23 protein-coding genes and 1 tRNA gene are annotated in these 21,438 nt (G+C 63.8%); 5 read left to right on the forward strand and 19 right to left on the reverse strand.

Annotated features, from left to right (window positions below; translation table 11 throughout):
* The first annotated feature begins 227 nt into the window (after nucleotides 1-227).
* From rsmD to F4827_RS05420, 3 genes are all read left to right on the forward strand, one after another.
* Nucleotides 228-893, forward strand: coding sequence for a 16S rRNA (guanine(966)-N(2))-methyltransferase RsmD (rsmD, locus tag F4827_RS05410; RefSeq protein ID WP_183722569.1), 666 nt, complete (start codon nucleotides 228-230; stop codon nucleotides 891-893).
* A 120-nt stretch (nucleotides 894-1,013) separates the two neighbouring features.
* Complete coding sequence (gene coaD, locus F4827_RS05415) at nucleotides 1,014-1,514, forward strand: pantetheine-phosphate adenylyltransferase (RefSeq protein ID WP_167067365.1); 501 nt, start codon at nucleotides 1,014-1,016, stop codon at nucleotides 1,512-1,514.
* Nucleotides 1,515-1,590: 76 nt separating this feature from the next.
* A complete protein-coding gene (locus tag F4827_RS05420; RefSeq protein ID WP_183722571.1) occupies nucleotides 1,591-1,848 on the forward strand; it encodes a YfhL family 4Fe-4S dicluster ferredoxin in 258 nt (85 codons plus the stop codon).
* Between the two features lie 71 nt (nucleotides 1,849-1,919).
* On the opposite strand, the gene hisC is transcribed toward F4827_RS05420, so the two are convergent.
* The 8 genes from hisC to F4827_RS05460 form a co-directional block, all read right to left on the reverse strand.
* Nucleotides 1,920-2,996: a histidinol-phosphate transaminase gene (gene hisC, locus F4827_RS05425; RefSeq protein WP_183722573.1), complete on the reverse strand. Its 1,077-nt coding sequence runs from the start codon at nucleotides 2,994-2,996 to the stop codon at nucleotides 1,920-1,922.
* Nucleotides 2,997-3,065: 69 nt separating this feature from the next.
* A complete protein-coding gene (gene pth / locus F4827_RS05430) occupies nucleotides 3,066-3,668 on the reverse strand; it encodes an aminoacyl-tRNA hydrolase (RefSeq protein WP_183722575.1) in 603 nt (200 codons plus the stop codon).
* Between the two features lie 163 nt (nucleotides 3,669-3,831).
* Entirely contained in the window at nucleotides 3,832-4,434 is a 603-nt protein-coding gene (locus tag F4827_RS05435; RefSeq protein ID WP_183722577.1) for a 50S ribosomal protein L25/general stress protein Ctc, read from the reverse strand.
* A gap of 174 nt (nucleotides 4,435-4,608) precedes the next feature.
* The gene (locus F4827_RS05440) at nucleotides 4,609-5,565 is read right to left on the reverse strand and encodes a ribose-phosphate pyrophosphokinase (protein WP_167067566.1); all 957 of its coding nucleotides are present in this window, start codon (nucleotides 5,563-5,565) and stop codon (nucleotides 4,609-4,611) included.
* 64 nt (nucleotides 5,566-5,629) lie between these two features.
* Nucleotides 5,630-5,706: transfer RNA gene (locus F4827_RS05445), tRNA-Gln, on the reverse strand.
* Between the two features lie 50 nt (nucleotides 5,707-5,756).
* Entirely contained in the window at nucleotides 5,757-6,659 is a 903-nt protein-coding gene (gene ispE, locus F4827_RS05450; protein WP_183722579.1) for a 4-(cytidine 5'-diphospho)-2-C-methyl-D-erythritol kinase, read from the reverse strand.
* 66 nt (nucleotides 6,660-6,725) lie between these two features.
* Nucleotides 6,726-7,349, reverse strand: coding sequence for a lipoprotein insertase outer membrane protein LolB (gene lolB / locus F4827_RS05455; RefSeq protein WP_183722581.1), 624 nt, complete (start codon nucleotides 7,347-7,349; stop codon nucleotides 6,726-6,728).
* Complete coding sequence (locus F4827_RS05460) at nucleotides 7,349-9,208, reverse strand: tetratricopeptide repeat protein (RefSeq protein ID WP_183722583.1); 1,860 nt, start codon at nucleotides 9,206-9,208, stop codon at nucleotides 7,349-7,351. Before F4827_RS05460 ends, lolB begins: the two co-directional genes overlap by 1 nt.
* A gap of 142 nt (nucleotides 9,209-9,350) precedes the next feature.
* Between F4827_RS05460 and mutM the strand changes: the two genes are divergently transcribed.
* The gene (mutM, locus tag F4827_RS05465; protein ID WP_183722585.1) at nucleotides 9,351-10,181 is read left to right on the forward strand and encodes a bifunctional DNA-formamidopyrimidine glycosylase/DNA-(apurinic or apyrimidinic site) lyase; all 831 of its coding nucleotides are present in this window, start codon (nucleotides 9,351-9,353) and stop codon (nucleotides 10,179-10,181) included.
* A 15-nt stretch (nucleotides 10,182-10,196) separates the two neighbouring features.
* A complete protein-coding gene (mutY, locus tag F4827_RS05470; protein WP_183722588.1) occupies nucleotides 10,197-11,345 on the forward strand; it encodes an A/G-specific adenine glycosylase in 1,149 nt (382 codons plus the stop codon).
* 25 nt (nucleotides 11,346-11,370) lie between these two features.
* Here the strand turns inward: mutY and F4827_RS05475 are convergent, their stop codons facing one another.
* The 11 genes from F4827_RS05475 to kdsD all read right to left on the reverse strand — a co-directional run bounded on the left by F4827_RS05475 (nucleotide 11,371) and on the right by kdsD (nucleotide 21,223).
* Nucleotides 11,371-12,006 carry an LON peptidase substrate-binding domain-containing protein gene (locus tag F4827_RS05475; protein WP_183722590.1) on the reverse strand — a complete coding sequence of 212 codons (636 nt, stop codon included), beginning with the start codon at nucleotides 12,004-12,006 and terminating at the stop codon, nucleotides 11,371-11,373.
* A gap of 40 nt (nucleotides 12,007-12,046) precedes the next feature.
* Nucleotides 12,047-12,940 carry an RNase adapter RapZ gene (rapZ, locus tag F4827_RS05480; RefSeq protein ID WP_183722592.1) on the reverse strand — a complete coding sequence of 298 codons (894 nt, stop codon included), beginning with the start codon at nucleotides 12,938-12,940 and terminating at the stop codon, nucleotides 12,047-12,049.
* A 113-nt stretch (nucleotides 12,941-13,053) separates the two neighbouring features.
* Nucleotides 13,054-14,022 (reverse strand): HPr(Ser) kinase/phosphatase, encoded by a 969-nt coding sequence (gene hprK, locus F4827_RS05485; RefSeq protein WP_027815678.1) that lies wholly within the window; start codon nucleotides 14,020-14,022, stop codon nucleotides 13,054-13,056.
* 207 nt (nucleotides 14,023-14,229) lie between these two features.
* On the reverse strand, nucleotides 14,230-14,685 hold the full coding sequence (gene ptsN / locus F4827_RS05490; protein ID WP_027815677.1) for a PTS IIA-like nitrogen regulatory protein PtsN: 456 nt from the start codon (nucleotides 14,683-14,685) through the stop codon (nucleotides 14,230-14,232).
* A 446-nt stretch (nucleotides 14,686-15,131) separates the two neighbouring features.
* On the reverse strand, nucleotides 15,132-15,488 hold the full coding sequence (hpf, locus tag F4827_RS05495) for a ribosome hibernation-promoting factor, HPF/YfiA family (protein WP_183722595.1): 357 nt from the start codon (nucleotides 15,486-15,488) through the stop codon (nucleotides 15,132-15,134).
* Nucleotides 15,489-15,665: 177 nt separating this feature from the next.
* Nucleotides 15,666-17,186 (reverse strand): RNA polymerase factor sigma-54, encoded by a 1,521-nt coding sequence (locus tag F4827_RS05500; protein ID WP_183722597.1) that lies wholly within the window; start codon nucleotides 17,184-17,186, stop codon nucleotides 15,666-15,668.
* Nucleotides 17,187-17,576: 390 nt separating this feature from the next.
* Complete coding sequence (gene lptB, locus F4827_RS05505; RefSeq protein ID WP_167067570.1) at nucleotides 17,577-18,344, reverse strand: LPS export ABC transporter ATP-binding protein; 768 nt, start codon at nucleotides 18,342-18,344, stop codon at nucleotides 17,577-17,579.
* A gap of 20 nt (nucleotides 18,345-18,364) precedes the next feature.
* The gene (gene lptA / locus F4827_RS05510) at nucleotides 18,365-19,057 is read right to left on the reverse strand and encodes a lipopolysaccharide transport periplasmic protein LptA (protein WP_183722599.1); all 693 of its coding nucleotides are present in this window, start codon (nucleotides 19,055-19,057) and stop codon (nucleotides 18,365-18,367) included.
* A 32-nt stretch (nucleotides 19,058-19,089) separates the two neighbouring features.
* On the reverse strand, nucleotides 19,090-19,689 hold the full coding sequence (gene lptC, locus F4827_RS05515; RefSeq protein ID WP_183722601.1) for an LPS export ABC transporter periplasmic protein LptC: 600 nt from the start codon (nucleotides 19,687-19,689) through the stop codon (nucleotides 19,090-19,092).
* The gene (locus F4827_RS05520; protein WP_183722603.1) at nucleotides 19,686-20,237 is read right to left on the reverse strand and encodes an HAD family hydrolase; all 552 of its coding nucleotides are present in this window, start codon (nucleotides 20,235-20,237) and stop codon (nucleotides 19,686-19,688) included. The genes lptC and F4827_RS05520 overlap by 4 nt, the downstream gene beginning before the upstream one ends.
* Complete coding sequence (gene kdsD / locus F4827_RS05525) at nucleotides 20,237-21,223, reverse strand: arabinose 5-phosphate isomerase KdsD (RefSeq protein WP_183722605.1); 987 nt, start codon at nucleotides 21,221-21,223, stop codon at nucleotides 20,237-20,239. Before kdsD ends, F4827_RS05520 begins: the two co-directional genes overlap by 1 nt.
* Nucleotides 21,224-21,438: the final 215 nt, after the last annotated feature.

Below are 21,438 nucleotides of genomic sequence, written 5' to 3' on the forward strand. Positions count from 1 at the left end.
TGCGGGCAACGCGTGGAAAACACAGCATTTTATCAGGCGGCTCCGGGCGCGTCGCCGCGACGGGCCTGGAGCGTGCGCGACGGCCATTTGCGGCGGGCGTGCAAGCGGCGCTGCGGCGTTCGCGCGCCCTTGTGGTAACGTTCGCGCAATAGTGCACCGGCGGTGCACCGGCGCGCTTAAGCACCTGCAAGCGCGCACAACCGAAATTATTCATCTAGCAGAATCGCATGGCCCGTTCCTCTATCCTGCGCCCCCAAAGCGCCAAGTCCGCTGCAAAGCACGACGCCAGGCCCGCCCCGAAGGCCGCGGTCAAGGCGCCCGTCAATGCGCCGCATTCGATCCGCATCATCGGCGGCGAGTGGAAGCGCACGCCGCTGCCGGTGCTCAATCTCGACGGCCTTCGGCCCACGCCCGATCGCGTGCGCGAGACGCTGTTCAACTGGCTCGGCCAGCAACTCGATGGCCTGCGTTGTCTCGATCTGTTCGCGGGCAGCGGCGCGCTGGGTTTCGAGGCCGCGTCGCGAGGCGCGGCGCGCGTCGTGATGGTGGAGCGCAACGCGCGCGCCGCCGCCCAGTTGCGCGCCAATCAGGCGCGCCTGGGCGCAAAGATGATCGAAATCGCCGAGGCCGATGCACTGCGTCTGGCCGCGAACCTCGCACCGGGTTCGTTCGATGTGGTGTTCCTCGATCCGCCATTCGGCGACGAGGCGCTGCTCACGCGCTCGCTCGAACTGGTCGCGCCGATCGTCGCCGCCGACGGCTGGCTCTATGTGGAATCCGGCGGACCGGTAGACCCGGCCTCGACACCCGCGCTGGCGGGCTGGAGCGTGGTGCGCGAGGGCAAGGCGGGGGCCGTCCGCTATCATTTGCTGCAGCGCGAAAATGAGGAATAATGCGCGTTCGATAACGAAGCGGGCGGGCGTCATCCGGCGTCACGCAGGCACTCGCGCAAGCCGCGCAGATCGAAACGCGGCGTGGCAATGCGCCCCATTTCTGTTGAGAGGAGAAGCCTCATGGTAGTCGCCGTGTACCCCGGTACGTTCGATCCGCTCACGCGCGGTCACGAAGATCTCGTGCGGCGCGCATCGAGCATTTTCGATACGCTGGTGGTCGGCGTGGCCGACAGCCGCAACAAGAAGCCGTTCTTCACGCTCGACGAGCGGCTCGAAATTGCCCACGAGGTGCTCGGCCATTATCCGAATGTGCAGGTGATGAGTTTCAAGGGCCTGCTCAAGGATTTTGTGCGCAGCAACAATGCGCGCGTGATCGTGCGGGGCCTGCGCGCCGTGTCGGACTTCGAGTACGAGTTCCAGATGGCGGGCATGAACCGCTACCTGCTGCCGGACGTCGAAACCATGTTCATGACGCCGTCGGATCAATACCAGTTCATCTCGGGCACCATCGTGCGCGAAATCGCCCAGTTGGGCGGCGATGTCAGCAAGTTCGTGTTTCCTTCGGTGGAAAAGCGTTTGCAGGACAAAGTCGCGGCGCTCAATAGCGCAGCAAAGCCCTGACGCTATCGCGGGTCAGGCAAAAGGCAGGGCCGCGGCGCTATAATGTATTGTTTTTGAAGGGAAAAGCGAGAGAAGTATGGCCCTGATGATTACCGACGAGTGCATCAATTGCGACGTTTGCGAGCCCGAGTGCCCGAACGGTGCGATCTCGATGGGCCCGGAAATCTACGTGATCGACCCGAACAAGTGCACGGAGTGCGTCGGCCATTTCGACGAGCCTCAGTGCATCCAGGTGTGTCCGGTGGAGTGCATCCCGAAGAATCCCGAGCACCTCGAATCGCAACAGCAACTGATGCAGAAGTATGAGACGCTGACGGCGGCGAAGAACGCCTGAGGTTTTCACGACTGGAAAAAGGAAACGCGCCCGAGGGCGCGTTTTTTTATGGCTCGGCGCGGTAGGGAACGTCAGGCGACGATGGCCTTGAGCGCCGCGACGAGCGTGTCGCATTCGGCGTCTGTGCCGACCGAAATACGCAGATGCTGGTTGATGCGCGGGGCGTTGAAGTGGCGCACGAAGATCTCCTGCTCGCGCAGTTTCGCCGAGATCGTCGCCGCGTCGTGCTGCGGATGCTTCGCGAACACGAAGTTCGCCGCCGACGGCACGACTTCGAAGCCCAGCGCTTCAAGCGAGGCAACGAGGCGCGCGCGGCTGTCGATCACACGCTGGCAGGTCGACTCGAAGTAGGCATGGTCTTCATAGGCCGCCGTGGCCGCCGCCTGGGCGAGCCGGTCGAGCGGATAGGAGTTGAAGCTGTCCTTCACGCGGTTGAGCGCGTCGATCAGATCGGCGTGGCCGAATGCGAAGCCTACGCGCATGCCCGCGAGCGAGCGCGACTTCGACGTCGTATGCACCACCAGCAGGTTCGGATAGCGATCGATCAACGCAATGGCCGATTGCGCGCCGAAATCCACATACGCTTCGTCGACGATCACCACCGAATCCGGATTGCCCGCGACCAGACGCTCGACGTCGGCGAGCGGCAGAACGTGGCCGGTTGGCGCGTTCGGATTCGGGAAAATCACGCCGCCGTTCGGGCGGTTCTGCGCGAGATAGTCGTCGACGCAGATCGTGAATTGCGCGTCGAGCGGCACCGTCTCGAATTCAATCTGGTAAAGGCGCGCGTAGGTCGGATAGAAGCTGTAGCTGATGTCGGGGAAAAGCAGCGGCTTGTCGTGCTTGAGGAGCGCCTGGAATGCGTGTGCGAGCACTTCGTCCGAGCCGTTGCCGACAAACACCTGGTTCGGTTGCAGGCCGTGATGCGCGGCCACGGTGGCGCGCAGGCCCTTGGCGAGCGGATCGGGGTAACGGCGCAGCGCTTCCGCATGCTCGCCCAGTTCGGCGCGGATCGCGTCGAGTACGCGCGGCGAAGGCGGGTAGGGATTCTCGTTGGTGTTCAGTTTGACCGGGTGCGCGAGGGCCGGCTGCTCGCCGGGCACGTAGGGCACGAGGCGGTGGACGATGTCACTCCAGAAACGACTCAAGACGCTCTCCTTGACTTCGATAAGACTTGCGGCGCGCGGCCGCGAGTCCCGACGCAGCGCGCGCGGATTTCAGCCGTTGCGATGCAGCAGCATCACGGCGCGTTCGGTTTCGCCCTTCACGAAGGTGGGCATGATGGCGAGCGAGCGCTCGATCGACGCGTCGATCACATCCTGCTCCTCGCGGCGCGGCGGCTTGAGCACGAAGTTCGCCACATCCGGCTTGGCGCCGGCGCGCGCGCCTTCGGGAATCAGATCGCGCGGATGGCCGATGCCGATGCGCAGACGCCAGTAATTCTGCGTCGACAGATGCGCGGAAATGTCCTTCAAACCGTTATGCCCGCCACTGCCGCCGCCGAGCTTGAGCTTGACGGTGCCGGGCGGCAGATCGAGTTCGTCATGCGCGACGAGGATCTCGTCGGGCAGGATCTTGAAGAAGTTCGCCACCGCGACGACCGACTGGCCCGAGCGGTTCATATACGTCTGCGGTTCGAGCAGATGCACTTCCTCGCCGTAGAGACGCGCCTTTGCGTAGTGGCCATGGAAGCGGCGCTCGTCGCGCAGGGTGGTGCCGGCTTCGCGCGCGAGCTGGTCCACGAGCCAGAAGCCCGCGTTGTGGCGCGTCGCCGTGTATTCGGCGCCCGGATTGCCGAGCCCGACGATCAACCTGATCATGTTGGGTGTTCCGCCTGCGTGAATCGATGAATTGCTGGATCGATCCGCAAGTGTACGGAAGAGTAGAAAAGAGTGCGAAAAAAAACCCGCCGGGCGAACCGCGGCGGGTCACGTCGTTCCGTTTTATTCAAACGGATCGAGAGGATCGGCTGTTGCCGGCAGCTTATTCAGCAGCTGCTTCGCCTTCAGCAGCGGCTTGCGCGCCAGCCGGAACCGGTGCCGAAGCGACGACCGGGTTTTCGGCTTCAACGTGCTGAACCAGCGTCACGCCTGCGGGCAGGGTGATGTCCTTGGCGTGCAGCGACTGGCCGGCTTCGATGTTCGCGAGGTCGACTTCGATGAATTCCGGCAGTTGGCCCGGCAGGCACTGGACTTCGATTTCAGCCAGAACGTGCGAGATGATCGCGCCACCCAGCTTGACTGCCGGGTTGGTTTCCTGGTTCATGAAGTGCAGGGGCACCTTCGTGTGGATCTTCTTGCTCGGGTCAACGCGCTGGAAGTCCACGTGCAGCACGAGCTGACGGAACGGGTGGTATTGCACGTCGCGCAGCAGAACCTGTTGCGACTTGCCTGCCACTTCGAGTTCGAGGATCGACGAGTGGAAAGCTTCTTTCTTGAGGGCGTGCCACAGCGCGTTGTGATCGACTTCGATCAGTTGCGGCTCAGCGCCGACACCGTAAACGATGCCAGGGGTCTTGCCAGCGATGCGCAGGCGGCGGCTCGCACCCGTACCTTGCAGGTTACGCTCGAAAGCGATGACTTTCATGGTGTTCTCTTTTCAATGCACTGCCCGCGACCAGGCAGTAAGTAAAACGGGGTCCTTTCGGCAAACACTTGCCAGAAGGCCCCCGACGATAACAGCACAGACCTTCGTTCGCCTGCGCTGATTACACGAAGGCGCGGCATCCTTGCGAATGCCGCGCCTGTCGCGTGAATCCTTTTAGCTGTCCGCGAACAGCGACATCACCGAGTCGCCGCGACGGATGCGCGAGAACGTTTCTGCCAGCAGACCGGCGCTGGTGAGCGCGCGGATCTTCGAGCAGGCACGGGCTTCTGCGCCCAGCGGAATCGTGTCGGTCACGACCAGTTCGTCGAGTTCCGAGGCTGCGATGCGCTCGCCCGCGCCACCCGAGAGAACCGGGTGCGTGGCGTAAGCGAACACCTTCTTCGCGCCGCGTTGCTTGAGCACTTGCGCTGCCTTGCAGAGCGTGCCGGCGGTGTCGACCATGTCGTCCATGATCACGCAGGTGCGGCCTTCGACTTCACCGATGATGTTCATCACTTCGGCGACGTTTGCCTTCGGACGACGCTTGTCGATGATCGCGAGATCGCAATTCAGTTGCTTGGCGAGCGCACGGGCGCGCACCACGCCGCCAACGTCCGGCGAAACGACCAGCAGGTTCTCGTGATTCTGCTTGCGCAGATCGCCGAGCAGCACGGGCGTAGCGTAGATGTTGTCGACGGGAATATCGAAAAAGCCCTGGATCTGGTCAGCGTGCAGATCCATCGTGATGATCCGCTCGACGCCCGCGATTTCCAGCATGTTCGCCACGACCTTCGCCGAGATGGCGACGCGCGCCGAACGGGGGCGGCGGTCTTGACGGGCATAGCCGAAGTAGGGGATGGCTGCGGTGATCCGGCCTGCGGATGCGCGTTTGAGCGCATCAACCATGATCATCAGTTCCATCAGATTGTCGTTGGTCGGAGCGCAGGTCGATTGCAGGACGAAGACGTCCTTACCGCGCACGTTTTCCTGGATTTCGACCTGGATTTCACCGTCGGAGAAGCGGCTAACCATAGCCTTACCGAGGGGAATACCGAGGATCTTGACGACTTCCTGTGCAAGCGCGGGGTTTGCGTTGCCAGTAAAAACCATCAGGCCGTCATGGCTGCTCATCATGCACCTGCTGCGGACTTTGGGGGGCGAGAGGAACTACTTGGGCGAACTACTTTAGAATTTTTGGCAGGGGAGGAAGGACTCGAACCCTCGCATGCCGGAATCAAAATCCGGTGCCTTGACCAACTTGGCGACTCCCCTACACTGAACTGCGAGCCTGACTGACCGGTAGGACGATCAGCCACGCAAAACTATGACGCGAAAGTGAAGAGTGGATGCTTGTCCAGACTGGAGGTGACTGCGCTTCTCCAGTTCGGTTTTTCCGCAAGCAGTCTGGCCTGAGCCGCTTCTGCTTCGTACCGACTGGCGAATGCTGCGAAGACGCTTGCACCCGATCCGGTCATCCGCGCCGGCGCGATACTGTTTGACACATCATCAAACCATCGCAGCACTTGCGCTACTTCCGCGTATTTTCCTGCGACAACGGCTTGCATATCGTTATGGCCGAAGCTGTCTGGCCATCCCTGCTGCGTTGCTTGCTGTGCAAGAAAGAATGCTATTGTGCAGTGCTGCGTGTCACGTGTCAACTGCTTTTCAGAAAAAATCTCGGCGGTCGGGACATGAGCTTGCGGCGTCACCACCAGGAAGTGGCGCGCGGGCAATTCCACTGCCTGCAGCGCTTCGCCAACGCCTTCTGCAAATGCATTCTTCCCGAAGACGAAAAAGGGCACATCCGCACCCAGTTTCAACGCCAGCGCCTGCAATTCCTCGCGCGGCAGATCGAGCTTCCAGAGGCGGTTGAGCGCAAGCAGCGTGGTGGCTGCGTCCGAGCTGCCGCCGCCCAGCCCCGCGCCCATCGGCAGACGCTTTTCGATGTCGATTTCGACGCCTTGCTGCGTGCCCGTATGTTGCTTGAGCAACGTCGCGGCGCGCACGGTGAGGTCGTGTGCGGCGGGAACGCCGTCGACTTCGGTCGTGCGCGTGATGCGGCCGTCCTGACGGCGCGTGAAATGCAGCGTATCGCCCCAATCGAGCAGTTGGAACACCGTCTGCAGATTGTGATAGCCATCGGGCCGGCGGCCCGTGATGTGGAGGAACAGATTGAGTTTCGCGGGCGCGAGGCAATCGCGCAGCGAGTCTTGAGTTTCGGTCATGTTGCGTGGCGCCCGGCGAGGCGTGCGTCGAAGCGCGAGCCGGGCGCGACTCCTGGAATTGCTGGATTACTGGTCGAGCACGAGTTTGATCTGCAGCGGCGGATCTTCGCGCGTGAGGTTCACGCGTTTGACGCCGGTGGCCGGCGCATCCGCGTAAGCAAGATAATCGATGTCCCAGCCGTCCTGCTCGATCTTCGAGAGGCGCTGCGGATTCTGCGGATCGAAGGTCGTGCGTGCGCGCGAGTCAGGCGCAGCGGAGGGCTGCAGCCAGTAGCGCAGCCCCTCGACCGGCAGCGCGAAGCCCATGGCCTGCTGCATCAGGGTGCTGACGTTGTCGGCGGTGAGCGGCGGTTTGTTCGGCAATTCGAGCGTGGCCTGACCCGGCGCGGACGTCACCACGGCCAGCGTCTGTCCGAGCGGATTGAGCAGTTGCAGCGTGACGGTCGAATTGGCTTCGCGCAGGTCGAAGTTGCCGTAGGCATTGCGCTGCTGGCCGTTCTGGTCGTTGTACTGGATCGCGAAACGGCCGTGATACGCGCGGCTCGTCTGCGCGGTCAGCGAAGTCGTGGCGCGCGCGGTGGACGGCTCGTGCGTCGCTTGCGTCGCGCAGCCCGCGAGGGCGAGCAGCGCGGCGGCCGCTACGCCCAGAGCCGGACGGCGCAGACCGGTGGACAGAAGGAAATTCACCATCAGAGATCGTTGACCTGGAAACGCTTGAGCGTTTTCAGGAGCGTGTCGTTGTCGGGTTCGAGCTTGCGCGCCTCGCGCCAGGCGTCGCGCGCGCCGGTCTGGTCGCCGTTCTTCCACAGCACTTCGCCCAGATGCGCGCCGATTTCGGCGTTCGGCTGCAGGCTGTAGGCCTTGCGCAGCAGCTTGATGGCATCGGCGTTGTCGCCCATGCGGTACTTGACCCAGCCCACGCTGTCCATGATGAACGCGTCGTCCGGCGCGAGCGACGAAGCCTTTTCAACCAGTCGGTCCGCTTCCGGCAGGCGCTGGTTGCGGTCCGCGAGCGAATAGCCGAGGGCGTTGTACGCCTGCGGATTATCCGGCTGGGACTTGATCAGCTTGCGCAGTTGCGCTTCCATGACTTCGTAGTGGCCGTTCTTTTCGGCGGCCATCGCGTAGTCGTAGGTGAGGTCGGGGTCGTCCGGGAAATCGGCGGTGGCCTTGGCCAGACGCGCTTCGGCTTCCGGATAGCGCTTCGCGTCAAACAGGATCGCGGCGTCCGTGCGCGCGACCAGCGCCTGGTCGCGCGGATCGTCGCTCTGAATGCTGGCGAGCTGCTTGCGCGCTTCGTCGATCTTGCCCTGACGGTCGAGCATCTGCGCGCGCGTGATCTGCGCGGGCACGTACTGTTGGCTGCTCGGGCCGATCTTGCTGAGCCACATCTGCGCGCCCGCGTCGTCTTTTTGCTCGACGGACAGCTGCGCGAGGTAGATGTAGGCCTGACCCGCATCCGCGCCCGGCGTTTTTTCAGCCTGTTGCGCGTACATCTGGAGGTACTTTTTCGCGTCGTCGTACTTCTTCTGCTGCACGTCGATGAGCGAAAGCGCCATCAGCGGCATCAGATCCTTCGAATCGTTCTTGTGCAGGATCTCGAACTGCTTCTGCGCATCGTCCAGACGATCCGAGGCCAGATAGGTCTGCGCGAGCGCGAGGCGTCCGTCACGCGACTTCGGATTGCTCTGCACGTACTTTTCGATCGCGGCGACGCCTTCCTTGCGCTCTTCCGGGCCCATCTGCGCGAGCATCAGCGCGGCGGGCAGGAAATCGGGCTTGATCGCGAGCGCCTGTTCGAACGACTTGCGCGCGCCGGGCACATCGTCGGCCAGCAGTTGCTGACGGCCGATCGCGAGTTGCGCCTCCGGGCGGTTCATGTCGTTTGACAGCAGCGACTTGAGCACGTCCAGGCCGCCCGAACGGTTCGGGCCGCGCGAGAGCAGCAGTTGCAGCGACAGGATGGCCTGACCGCGGCTGTCCGCGGGCACGCGGGCCAGTTCGCGCGCGAGCAGCGGCTGCGCATCGGCGGGCTTGCCGCTCAGCACCAGCAGGGAGGCGTCGAGTTGCGCCGCGCGCTGCGAATCGGGCGCGTACTGCTGCCACAGCTGCACGGCGGTCAGCGCGTCGGTGGGGCTTTGCGCGGCGAGGGCGATTTCGGTCGCACGCTGCGCCATGCGCGGATCGTGCGTGTCGCGCGCGAGCGCGAGATAGGTCTGATAGGCGGGCGCCGGCTGGTCGCGTTGCAGCGCGACTTCGGCGGCGAGCACCTGGAAGACGATCTGGCTGGAGAGCGCGACGTTCGGCAGGTCCTTCTGCTCGTCCGCCGTGGCGGGGCCGAAGGCGTCCGGCATCGTGACGGAAGTGTCGTCAGAGTCGGGGGACGGATCCTGCGCGTACGCGCTCGAAGTGGTCATAGCCCAGGCCGCGAGTACGGCGACGCCGAGCAGGCGACGGGGTCCGAACGCACGCAGTGCCGGGATGTTGCGCAGACGCGGCGCTGCTCCAGGCAGGCGCTTCGCAAACAGCTTTACGAAAGACAGTTCCATGGAATTCCGTCGAATGTTTCAGTCGATTGTAACGCGCTGGCTACAATACGCGCACGACGATGACGCAAGTTACAGACCAGCCCCGCGCATCCGCCGATCGTTTCAGCCAATCTCATCACCAGCCTTTCATCTGTCGCCTGTCATGCCAGAACTGCCAGAAGTCGAAGTCACCCGCAGAGGCATCGAGCCGTGGGTCGCGGGCCGCCGCGTCGAGCGCGTGGACGTGCGCAACGCGTCGCTGCGCTGGCCCGTGCCCGCCACGCTCGCCCGCACCTTGCGCGGACGCACGATTCGTTCCGTTGGGCGGCGCGGCAAGTATCTGCTGTTCGAAGTCGATGAAGGCTGGTTCATCGTGCATCTTGGCATGACTGGGACGTTGCGGGTGTTACGTAATTTTCCAAAGCCGCCCGCCGCCGAAAAGCACGATCACGTCGACTGGCTGTTCGACGACTTCACGCTGCGCTACCGCGATCCGCGACGCTTTGGCGCCGTGCTGTGGCATCCGCGCGAGAACGGCGATGTACTGGGCCATCCGCTGCTGGCGAGCCTTGGCATCGAGCCGTTCACGCCCGCCTTCGACGGCGCGCTGCTGTTTCGCGAGACCCGCGGGCGCAAGGTGGCGGTGAAGCAGGCGCTGCTCGCGGGCGATATCGTCGTGGGCGTCGGCAATATCTACGCGTCGGAAAGTCTTTTTCGCGCGGGCATCCGGCCGACCACGCCCGCCGGGCGCGTTTCGCTCGCGCGCTACGAACTGCTCGCCGACGCCGTGCGCGCCGTGCTGGCCTCAGCGATCGAAAAGGGCGGCAGCACGCTGCGCGACTTCGTCGGCAGCAATGGCGAGAGCGGCTATTTCCAGCTCGAATACTTCGTCTACGACCGCGCGGGCAAACCCTGCCGCGTTTGCGGCACGCCGATCAAGCAGATCGTGCAGGGCCAACGCTCCACTTATTTCTGTCCGCGCTGCCAGCGCTGACGGGCAAGCTTCTCCATGTATCTCTCGACCGCATCCAAAGACACGCTCACAAGCGCCGCGCGCCAGGCCGCGCTGAAGGCCACCTATCCCGTGGAACTGCTCGCGAGCTTCGCGCCGCGCCTGATCGCCTGGCAGCGCGAGCACGGCCGCCACGATCTGCCGTGGCAAAACACGCGCGATGCCTATCGCATCTGGCTATCGGAAATCATGCTGCAGCAGACGCAGGTTTCCACCGTGATTCCGTACTACGCGCGCTTTCTCGAACGCTTTCCGAGCGTCGAGGACCTCGCCAATGCACCCGTCGACGATGTGATGGCGCTGTGGGCCGGCCTTGGCTACTACACGCGCGCGCGCAATCTGTATCGCTGCGCGCAGGTGGTGGCGCAGGAGCACGGCGGCCAGTTTCCGCGCACCGTCGAAGGACTTGCGGAGTTGCCCGGCATAGGCCGCTCGACGGCGGCTGCGATCGCTTCGTTTGCGTTCGGCGCGCGCGAGACGATTCTCGATGGCAACGTGAAGCGCGTGCTCGCGCGCGTGTTCGGGGTGGAAGGCTTCCCTGGCGAAAAGCGCGTGGAAAACGGCATGTGGACGCTCGCTGAGTCGCTGGTTCCGGACGCCAATGCGACGGACGCCGACGTGACTTCCTACACGCAAGGCCTGATGGATCTGGGCGCAACGCTGTGCACGCGCGGCAAGCCCGACTGCGAGCGCTGCCCGTTCGCGAGCGATTGCGTCGCAAAGACCACCAATCGGCAGCGTCAACTGCCCGCATCGCGTCCGAAAAAGGCCGTGCCCTTGCGGCAGACGTGGATGCTCGTGCTGATGGACGGCGATTCGGTGATGCTCGAAAAGCGCCCGCCTTCGGGTATCTGGGGCGGCTTGTGGAGTCTGCCCGAAGCGCCCGGCGAAGCCGCGCTTGCCGCGCGCGCCGAAAGTCTTGGGGCGGATCTGGCGACTGTGTCGGCGCTCGCGCCGCTCACGCACACGTTCACGCACTTCAAGCTCGACATCGAACCGCGTGTGGTCGAGATGGGCCGCAAGGGCGGCGCGCTCGTCGCGCAGGAAGCCGATACGGCGTGGGTCCCATTGCGCGACATCGACGCCTATGGCGTGCCCGCGCCCGTGCGCAAATTGCTCGATGGTTTGCGCGGTTCGCTGATCTGACGCGCGGACTTCGAATGCATCGGCGTCAAAGCAACTGATGCTGCTGCATGTAGTGATGCACGACCTCAATGCGCGCACCCGCGTCGGTCAGTTCCATGAGCTTTTGACGCGCGCGCAGCGCGATCGGCAGCACTTCGGCGAGGCGGTTGGAGACCCAAGTGGGATCGTCGAACCGGAACGGCTCCGCGAACGGGACGCTGGCCGCATCGCGCTCGCGAATCGTCGCGATGATGCGCTCCAGCACTTCGGCGCACGCGCCGAAACGCGCCAGCGCTTCGCTGCCTTCGAGCGGGATGTCGTCGGGCAAGGGTTCCGCCATGCCGACCAGCAGGCCATCGTGCTGCACGCGATGCGACAGCAGCCTGAAGCGCCGCGTGCCCTGCGCGCGGATCAGCAGCATGCCGAACGCCTCCACATCGCATTGCTCGATTTCGGCGAGACAGCCGATGGTTTCGGGCACCGAAGGCTCATCGGGCAGCGCGACTTCGCCGCCGCTTTTCAGCAGGCACACGCCGAACGGCGTTTTCTCGCGCAGGCATTCGCGCGCCATGTCCAGATAACGCGCTTCGAAGATCTTGAGCGGCAGCAGGCCGCCGGGGAAGAGCACCGTATGCAGCGGAAACAGCGGCAAATCGGCGAGCACGGCAGGAGTCGAGGACATGGCGCAACGCTTTCGGTTAAGGCCGCGCGTGCGCGGCCAGTTAGGCGATAAGCCGGGACGATTCTCCGACGTCGAGGGGTGCATCGCGATGACGCACGATCACGTTCGACTCGCCCGCGAAGCGCGTGGCGAGCGTCTGGGCGATAAAGACCGAGCGATGCTGGCCGCCGGTGCAGCCAATCGCGACGGTCAGATAACTGCGGTTGTCGGCGCGAAAATGCGGCAGCCACTTGGCCACGAACGCATAGATATCGTCGATCATTTCATGCACCGCCGGTTGCGCCTTTAGAAAGTCGATCACGGGCTGATCGAGCCCGGTGAGCGGACGCAGACGGGCGTCGTAATGCGGATTGGGCAGCGTGCGCACGTCGAACACGAGATCCGCGTCGAGCGGCACGCCGCGCTTGAAGCCGAACGATTCGAAGGTGAGCGTGAGCGAGCCGCGCTCGCCTTCGACGAACACCTTGACCCATTGGCGCAGCGCGTTCGAACTGAGATTGCTGGTGTCGACCTGATGGCCGAATTCGGCGAGATTGGCGACCAGTTCGCGCTCGTGCTCGATCGCTTCTTCAAGCGACTTGAGCATGCCCACGTTCGCATCGTGCGCGGCGGAACCCGACAGCGGATGGCGGCGGCGCGTTTCCGAAAAACGCTGGATCAGCGATTGCGTGCTGGCGTTGAGGAACAGCACGCGCACATCATGCTGGGGCGCGAGACCGCGGATCATCTCCGGCATGTCTTCGAACGAGGAACTGGAGCGCGCGTCGATCGCGACCGCGAGACGCTCGTAACCGTCTTCGGAGAGATATTGCGCGAGTTGCGGCAGGAAACGCGGCGGCAGATTGTCGACACAGAAATAGCCGACGTCTTCGAGCGCGTTTAGCGCCACTGACTTGCCGGAACCCGAGATGCCGGTGATCAGGATGATACGCATGGGAAAGTCGATGAACCCGATTGGGTCATCATAGCATCCGATCTGCGCCCTCGCGATGACAGGAGGGCGCAGCGGCGGCCCTGGACTGGCTTGAGGCCGGGCCGCGGGGAGCGTTAAATCAGCTTGCCGGGAAACTGGCTGTCGGGGTCCTGCATGGCGAGGCGCTGGCGGTCCATGAAGTCGCGCAGCGTGTCGATGCCGCGCAGTTGCAGGATCGTGTTGCGCACGGCCGCTTCGACCAGCACGGCGAGATTTCGGCCCGCCGCCACCTGGATCGTGACTTTGCTGATGGGCAGGCCGAGCACGTCGACGGTTTGCGATTCGAGCGGCAGGCGCTGGAATTCGCCGTCCGGGCGGCGCACCAGTTGCACGATGAGCTTGAGCTTCATCTTGCGGCGCACGGCCGTTTCACCAAAGATCGTCTTGATGTCGAGCAGGCCCAAACCGCGCACTTCCAGCAAATTTTGCAGGAGCGGCGGGCAGCGGCCTTCGACGAAATCGGGGCCCAGGCGAACGAAGTCCACGGCGTCGTCGGCGACCAGACCGTGGCCGCGGCTGATCAGCTCCAGCCCCAGTTCGCTCTTGCCCAGACCCGAATCGCCCGTGAGCAGCACGCCCATGCCGAGAATGTCGAGGAACACGCCGTGCAACGTCGCGCGCGGCGCGAGGATGCGCGACATGTAAAGGCGCAGGCTGTCGATCACCGTGGCCGCCGACATCGGCGTGGTGAAAAGCGGCGTGGACGAACGCGTGCAGCGAAGGACCAGTTCGGGCGGCGCGGTCATGCCGTCGGCGACCACGAGGAACGGCGGCTCCAGCGCGATCAGCTCGGCCATGTGGCGCGAGCGGTCTTCGTCAGTCTGACGCTGGTAGTAGTGAACCTCGGCGTCGCCGAGCACCTGAATGCGGTTCGGGTGAATCAGGTTCAAGTGGCCGACGAGGTCGGCGCTGGCCGTGGCGGTGGCGACCGTTTCGGCGGAAAAGCCGCGTTCCCAGCCTTCGTGCCCCGTCAGCCAGCTGAGCTTGAGCGTGGTGGCGTTGTCGTCGAAGATGCTTTGGGCGTTGATGCTGGACGTGTCCATGAACCGGTGACTCCGCAGTGACTCGCTTGACTACTTCTTTCGTACTAACACCGTGCTTGTACCGTAATTAACGGATACCGGTCGCGCCCGGTTGCCCGTGTTTTCACCGATAAGCCGCGTGCGCATGCCGCCCGCGCAGCGCGCGCCGGGCCAGACGCACAGGCCCGGCAGGCGCGCGGCACGCTTGAATGCGCAACACGCGTTACATCAAGGTTGCCACTGGGTGAGCAGGCGATGCAATGTCTCGCGATCCTCTTCCGTGTGCAGGCGCTCGCGTGTTTCGCGATCCGACAGCAACTGGGCGATCTCGGACAGAATTTCAAGATGCTGCTGCGTGGCCTGTTCGGGCACGAGCAGGAAGATGAGGAGCGAGACGGGCTGACCATCCGGCGCTTCGAAGGCGATTGGCTCGGCCAGACGCACGAAGGCGGCAAGCGGCTGCTTCAGGCCCTTGATGCGGCCGTGCGGGATCGCCACGCCCTCACCGAGGCCGGTGGAGCCGAGGCGCTCGCGCGCGAACAGATTGTCGGTAACCGTGCTGCGGGCAATGCCGTTCTGGTTTTCGAAGATCAGGCCTGCTTGTTCGAAGACGCGTTTCTTGCTGGTAACGGACAGGCCGACGACGACGTTCTCGATGGGAAGTATTTTGGCTAAACGATTCATGTTGGCAGGCGAAAACGTGGCCTGAAATGCTCCTCACCCCGGCAAACGATGCGAAGGATGCGCGAGGCATACATGCCTTTGCGCACCTGACGATGCGTGCGCGGCCGGCGCCTTGGTTGGCACAACCTTGGCACAACCTGCGCGGAGCCGGGACCGTGGGGACGTGATACCCCGAAAGCGACCAGTCCATTATAGATCAAGCGTACTGGCCGATGGTGCGATGCGCCAGGCATCGGCGCAACCATTGTTGCACGGTTGCACCTGTGCTCACCGTTCGATGCAGCGTACACGTGCGGCGCGCATGGCGGGCTTCCATAAAAAAGCCGCCCTGTGGGCGGCTGTGCTGTGTGCATGGCTGGGTGTTCGAACCTTCCGTTAATCGGGGCTGCATCGGAACTCAACCGGCAACCTCGCGAACACTGCCATGCACCGACATCTTCATCGCATCATTGCGGCGGTAGTTCGATCTGAACCTGCGGCTGATGCTTGAGCGCTTCGTGCTGATGTCCCTGCACGCGGTCCTTGTGACGCACGACCTGGCGATCGAGTTTATCGACCAGAAGATCGATGGCGGCATACATGTCGCCATTGCAGCTCTCAACGAAGATGTCCTTGCCTTTCAGATGAAGGTTGACTTCAACCTTCTGTCTCTTGTCCTTTTCCTTGTGGTTGTCGACCGAGAGGACCACATTGCCATCGATGACCTGATCGAAATGCCTTAGCACCCTGTCCAGTTTGGTGATCACATATTCTCGCAACGCTGGCGTTACTTCGAGATGGTGTCCACTGATCTTCAGATTCATAGTGCTTCTCCAGGCTGATGGCCGCGTGACGCGTGAAGCGCGGCTGTGCCGGTCGACTGACTTGCCGATGCGTGCGGCTCCCCGAAAGGCCTGCTACGAACGACTAGCGCGGCCGGCCATTTCCGCCAACTGGCGTTGCGGCCGGAAAACGCCTGCTCCGTAAAAGCCGGAACAGGCTCAAAGAGACTTGCGCAAATTGACTGCTGGAATCTTCAGCGCCTCGCGATACTTCGCGACAGTGCGTCGCGCAACCACGAAACCCTGTTCAGCCAGCAGTTCGGCTATGCGGCTGTCCGAAAGAGGGGATTTGGTGTTCTCGGCTCCTATGAGTTGCTTGATGAGCGCGCGGATCGCGGTTGAGGATGCTGCGCCTCCCGTGTCCGTCGATACATGCGATCCGAAGAAGTACTTAAATTCAAGTGTCCCGAATGGAGTCAGCATGTATTTACCGGTTGTCACACGCGAGACAGTTGATTCGTGTAGGCCCAGCGTATCAGCAATCTCCCTCAAAACCAAGGGGCGCATGGCGATCTCGCCGTGCACGAAAAAGTTCTTCTGACGCTCGACGATAGCCTGCGCCACGCGCAGGATGGTTTCGAAGCGCTGCTGGATGTTCTTGATGAGCCAGCGCGCTTCCTGCAACTGCTGGCGCAGCGAGCCGCTGCCCGGGTCGCCCCGGTTGTTGCGCAGGATATTCGCGTACAGATGGTTGATGCGCAGCTTGGGCACCACTTCAGGGTTCAGTTCTGCGAACCAGTTCTGGCCCGTCTTCTTGACCATGATGTCCGGCACCACGTAGTCCGCTTCGGCCTTGCCGTAGGCCGCACCGGGGAACGGTTCGAGCGAACGGATCAGCGCGTGTGCGTCGCGCAGTTCGTCGTCGCCGGTCTTCAGTTGCTTGCGCAAGCGCGTGAAATCGCGCGCCGCGAGCAATTCGAGATGGTTCGACACGATTTCCAGCGCAAGCGTGCGCGTGGGCGACGAATCGATGCGCAGCAGTTGCAGCTTGAGACATTCGGAGGCCGAGCGCGCGCCCACGCCCGCCGGGTCGAAACTGTGCAGCAAGGCGAGTGCCGCGTTCAGTTCGTCGTTGTCGACTTCGAGCTCTTCCGGGATATCGGCAAGGATCTCCTCGCAGGTCGTGGAGAGGTAGCCGTCTTCGTCGAGCGATTCGATCAGGAACGTAATGAGCGCGCGATCACGGGGGCTCGCGTTCGTTTCGCGCAACTGCGCCATCAGGTGATCGCGCAGCGTCGTGGTGGATTCGTGTATCTGCAGCGGCGGCAGATCGTCGTCGTCGGAGGCGCTGCCCGAGCGACCGTAGTCGTCCAGGTTCCATTGACTGGAATCGCCGTTCGCGTCGCCGCCGAGGCCGTTGTAGTCGTCCACGCCGCGCGGTTCGCCATCGCCGTTATCGCTGTCGCTGCCCGACGAGCTGGATGAGCCGTTGCCCGCGCCCTGCATCGATTCCGGAGCCGACGATTGCGGCGGCTGCGCGATGAGGGAGCCATCCGAGGCCACGCGCAGCGGGCTTGAAATCCAGTCGTCGTCGTTCTCGAGCAGTGGATTTTGCGAGATCGCCGTGGCGACTTCCTGCTGCAGTTCGAGCGTCGACAGCTGTAGCAGCCGGATGGACTGCTGCAGTTGCGGAGTGAGCGCAAGATGCTGCGAGAGGCGGAGTTGGAGGCTGGCTTTCATGGCAATGTGCGATTCATTGTAAAGAGTTTGCCACGCTCGCGATACCACGCGACATTCGCGAAAACGCGCGTGCCCCGCCTTGGTGCCGCTGGGGCTGCGGGGGCGAATTTGGTGCGCAAACAGCGCCTGCGAATCCATGCTCGATGACGCATTTATTCGTCTTGCGTAAGCATGCCGCGCCTGTGACGCAGCCACACGATAGCGCATCGCGCGCTCGCAGCGGACAATCGCTGACGGCGGGCAGACACAACGGAAAACTCAGGGGAAGCGGGGGCGCGAGGCAGATTGGGCGCCCAGGATACAGCGACGGGCCGCCGGATTCTGTCAGAGCCAGCGAGACCGGCTCCGGGCGCATGCCGCGCCCGGCCGATCGTGCTGCTACATGCGGTGTTACATGCGGAAGTGTTCGCCGAGGTAAACGCGGCGCACGCTTTCGTTTTCGATGATTTCACCAGGCGCGCCGGCGGCCAGCACGGTGCCGTCGCTGATGATGTAGGCGTGATCGCAGATGCCGAGCGTTTCGCGCACGTTGTGGTCCGTGATCAGCACGCCGATGTTGCGCTGCTTCAGGAACTTGACGATCTTCTGGATTTCGAGCACGGCTATCGGGTCCACGCCCGCGAACGGCTCGTCCAGCAGAATGAAGCTTGGGTCGGTGGCCAGTGCGCGCGCGATTTCCACGCGGCGACGCTCGCCGCCCGACAGTGACAGCGCCGGATTCTCGCGCAGATGCGCAATCTGGAGTTCGTCGAGCAGCGCTTCGGCGCGCGTCGTGATGACGTCTTTCGACAGGCGTTTGCCGTTCTCGTCCACTTGCAGTTCGAGCACCGCGCGGATGTTCTCCTCGACCGTGAGCTTGCGGAACACCGACGCTTCCTGCGGCAGATACGAAAGCCCCAGCGCCGCGCGCTTGTGGATCGGCAGCAGGCTGATCGACTGGCCGTCGAGATCGATCTCGCCCGCGTCGAGCGGCACGAGACCCACGATCATGTAGAACGAGGTGGTCTTGCCCGCGCCGTTCGGACCGAGCAGACCAACCACTTCGCCGCTTTTCACGTCGAGCGAGACGTCCTTGACCACCGTGCGCGAGCCGTAGCGCTTCTTGAGGTTGCGCACGACGAGCGAGCTCGTCTTGCCCGCGGACGGGCGCTGATGGATGGGGGAGGCGGTGGCGATGTTCACTGTTGCGGCGCTTCCTGAAGCTTGGTGGAGGGCGCAAGCGTTGCCGAAGCGCCCGTGAGCGGCTGCACGCCGCCATTGCGCGGCGATAGCATGGCGCGCACACGGCCCTTCGGATTGCCCGGGCCCGCGACGTCCGTACCCGACTTCGCGGTGTAGAAGTCGTTCTGGCCGTCATAGGTCACGACGCTGCCATGCACCTGATCCATCACCGTGGACAGGCCTTGCAGGCGGCGCACCGTAGCGCGCGTCGTGAGCGTGGTGAGGTCCTGCTTGCCGTCGTAGTCGATGCGTTCGGCGGTGCCGTCGACGTATTCGTCGATGCCTTCGCGCTTCTGGCGGAAGTAGGCGAGGTTGGCGTCTGGCGTGCCCGGCGCGACCGTGCCGGTGGCGTACTGGTAACCCTGCGGATCCTGCGTGACGACGAGCTTGTCGGCCTTGATCAGGATCGTGCCCTTGGTGGCGACCACGTGACCGGTGAAGATGGTCTGCTGCTTGAGGTCGTCATAGGTCATGTTATCCGCTTCGATGTTGAGCGGTTTGTCCTTGTCGGCGCGTTCGGCGTGTGCGGCCGGCGCAAAGCCCGCGAGCGGAAGCGCGAGGGCGAGCGCGCCCAGCGTGGCGAACGCGGCGCGGCGCCAGCGCTCGGCGCGCGGCAAACCGGACAAATGACGGGGAAGCGAATCGTTCATGCAATCATGCCTTGCGTGGACGGCCCGGGGGATCAGGACGAGCCGCCGGAATCAGCCGGGGCGATCGCGCCGCGGACGTTGCCGTAGAGCTGGATGACCCGGGTGACGTTGTTGTAGTTCATGCCGTTGGTGGCCGTCATGACCGACAGGCCGCGACGAAGTTTAACCGGCTTTTCGGTCAGGATCACATCGTCGTTCACCAGCACGCGGAAATGCTCGGAATCAGCCTGCATCTCGGGGTTGCCATAGCCGGCGGCGCGCAGGATGCGTGCGTCGTCATACAGATTGACGATCGAGGCGTCCGAATTGACCGTGCCGCGCTTGCCGGTGGCCGTGACGGTCGGTTTGCCGGGCTGGAACGCGCGCACCGCCGGCATCGTGAGGTCGCTATCCTGATCGTCCTCGTAATGCACCATGTGGGTGGCGGTCAGGCGGTACTGCGTCGCGCCCGACTGGTCAAGCTCGGAAACCGAGAAGTTATCGGCGAAGTAATCGGGCGAATGCGTGAGCGGATGCGGCGCAGCCTCGTTCTCGTGCGGCTTGACGGCCTGGAACAGCCACCAGGTGAAGCCGGCGAGAAATGCCACGCAGACGAGCGGAATCAGCGAGGTGAGGCGGAACTTCTGGCTCATTGCTGCGCCTCGGCGGCGCAAGCCTGCGCGAGCATCGCGTCGTAGTGGCCCTGGGCGCGCAGGATCAGGTCGGTGACTTCGCGCACGGCGCCGTGGCCGCCGGTGCGCTCGGTGACCCAATGGGCGCGCGCGAGCACTTCGGTGTGCGCGTTGGCCGGCGCTGCGCCAAAGCCGCACTGGAGCATCACCGCGAGGTCGGGCCAGTCGTCGCCCATGTAGCCGCATTGTTCGGCCGTGACGCCGGTTTCGGCGAGCAGCTGCTTGAACGCAACGCGCTTGTCTTCCACGCCCTGATAAAGATGCGTGATGCGCAGTTCCCTGGCGCGCACGGCAACGATCTCGGACTTGCGCCCGGTGATGATGGCCGTGTCGATGCCCGCTTCGCGCAGCAGCTTCGCGCCGTGGCCGTCGAGCGAGTTGAAGTCCTTCATGGTGTCGCCCGCGCCGGTAAACAGCAGGCCGCCGTCGGTGAGCACGCCATCGACGTCGAAAATCATCAGTCGCACGCGTGCCGCGCGCGCCTTCGCATCAAGCTCGGAAGCCGCCATCAGATCACCTTCTTGGAGAACAGGTCGTGCATGTTGAGTGCGCCGATGAGTACGCCGTCGGCGTCCACCACCAGCATCTGATTGATGCGATGGCGCTCCATCAGTTCCACGGCTTCCACGGCAAGTTGATCGGGACCGATCGTGCGCGGTCCTTTGGTCATGACTGCGCTGATCGGCAAATCGCGGAAATCGCCCACGCGTTCGAGCACGCGGCGCAGGTCGCCGTCGGTGAAGATGCCCGCCACGTGGTTATCGGCGTTGACGATCGCCGTCATGCCCATGCGCTTGGCGGTTAGCTGGAAGAGGGCGTCGCGCACCGTGGCGTTGTCGCGCACCTGCGGGACGGCTTCGCCCGTGCGCATCACGTCGCGCACATAGGTGAGCAGGCGGCGGCCGAGTGCGCCGCCCGGATGCGAGCGCGCAAAGTCGTCCGCGCCGAAGCCGCGCGCGTCGAGCACCGCAACCGCGAGCGCGTCCGACAGCGCGAGCGCCGCCGTGGTGCTGGCGGTCGGGGCGAGATTGAGCGGGCAGGCTTCCTTTTCCACACCGGCGTTCAGGTGCACGTCGCACAGCTTGCCGAGCGTCGATCTCGGGCGGTCGCCCGTCATGCCGATCATCTTCGCGCCGATGCGCTTGACGAGCGGCAGGATCGCCACGAGTTCTTCGGATTCGCCGGAATTGGACAGGCCGATAAAGACGTCGTCCGCCGTCACCATGCCCAGGTCGCCGTGACTCGCTTCGGCGGGATGCACGAAGAAGGCGGGCGTGCCCGTGGAGGCCAGCGTGGCCGCGAGCTTGCGGGCAATATGACCCGATTTGCCGATGCCGGAAACGACCACGCGTCCACGGCAGCTGAGGATGAGATCGACCGCGCTGACGAAGTTGTCGTCGAGCCGGTCGCGAAGCCCGCGCACGGCGTCAGCTTCGATGTCGAGCACGTCGCGAGCGAGCGTCAGCGCCCGGTCGCCATTGATTTTCGCTATCATCCGGGGAGTATAGCAAAGGCGTATGCGCGCCGCGCCAGCGCTCCCAGCGCGCGCAGCCCGTCCACCGGCGCTCGCCGGACGCCCGGCTTTCCCCAGCAGTCCGCGGTTTGACCCTCGCAGCACTTCCCAATTCGCATCGTTTGCGCCGATCATGGACCCGACCGGCGCGGGCGGAACTTTCACCGTCGGCTACGCACCTTTTGAGACGTACTTTC

Source organism: Paraburkholderia bannensis, from assembly GCF_014200455.1.
In the GTDB taxonomy this organism is placed as follows: domain Bacteria; phylum Pseudomonadota; class Gammaproteobacteria; order Burkholderiales; family Burkholderiaceae; genus Paraburkholderia; species Paraburkholderia bannensis_A.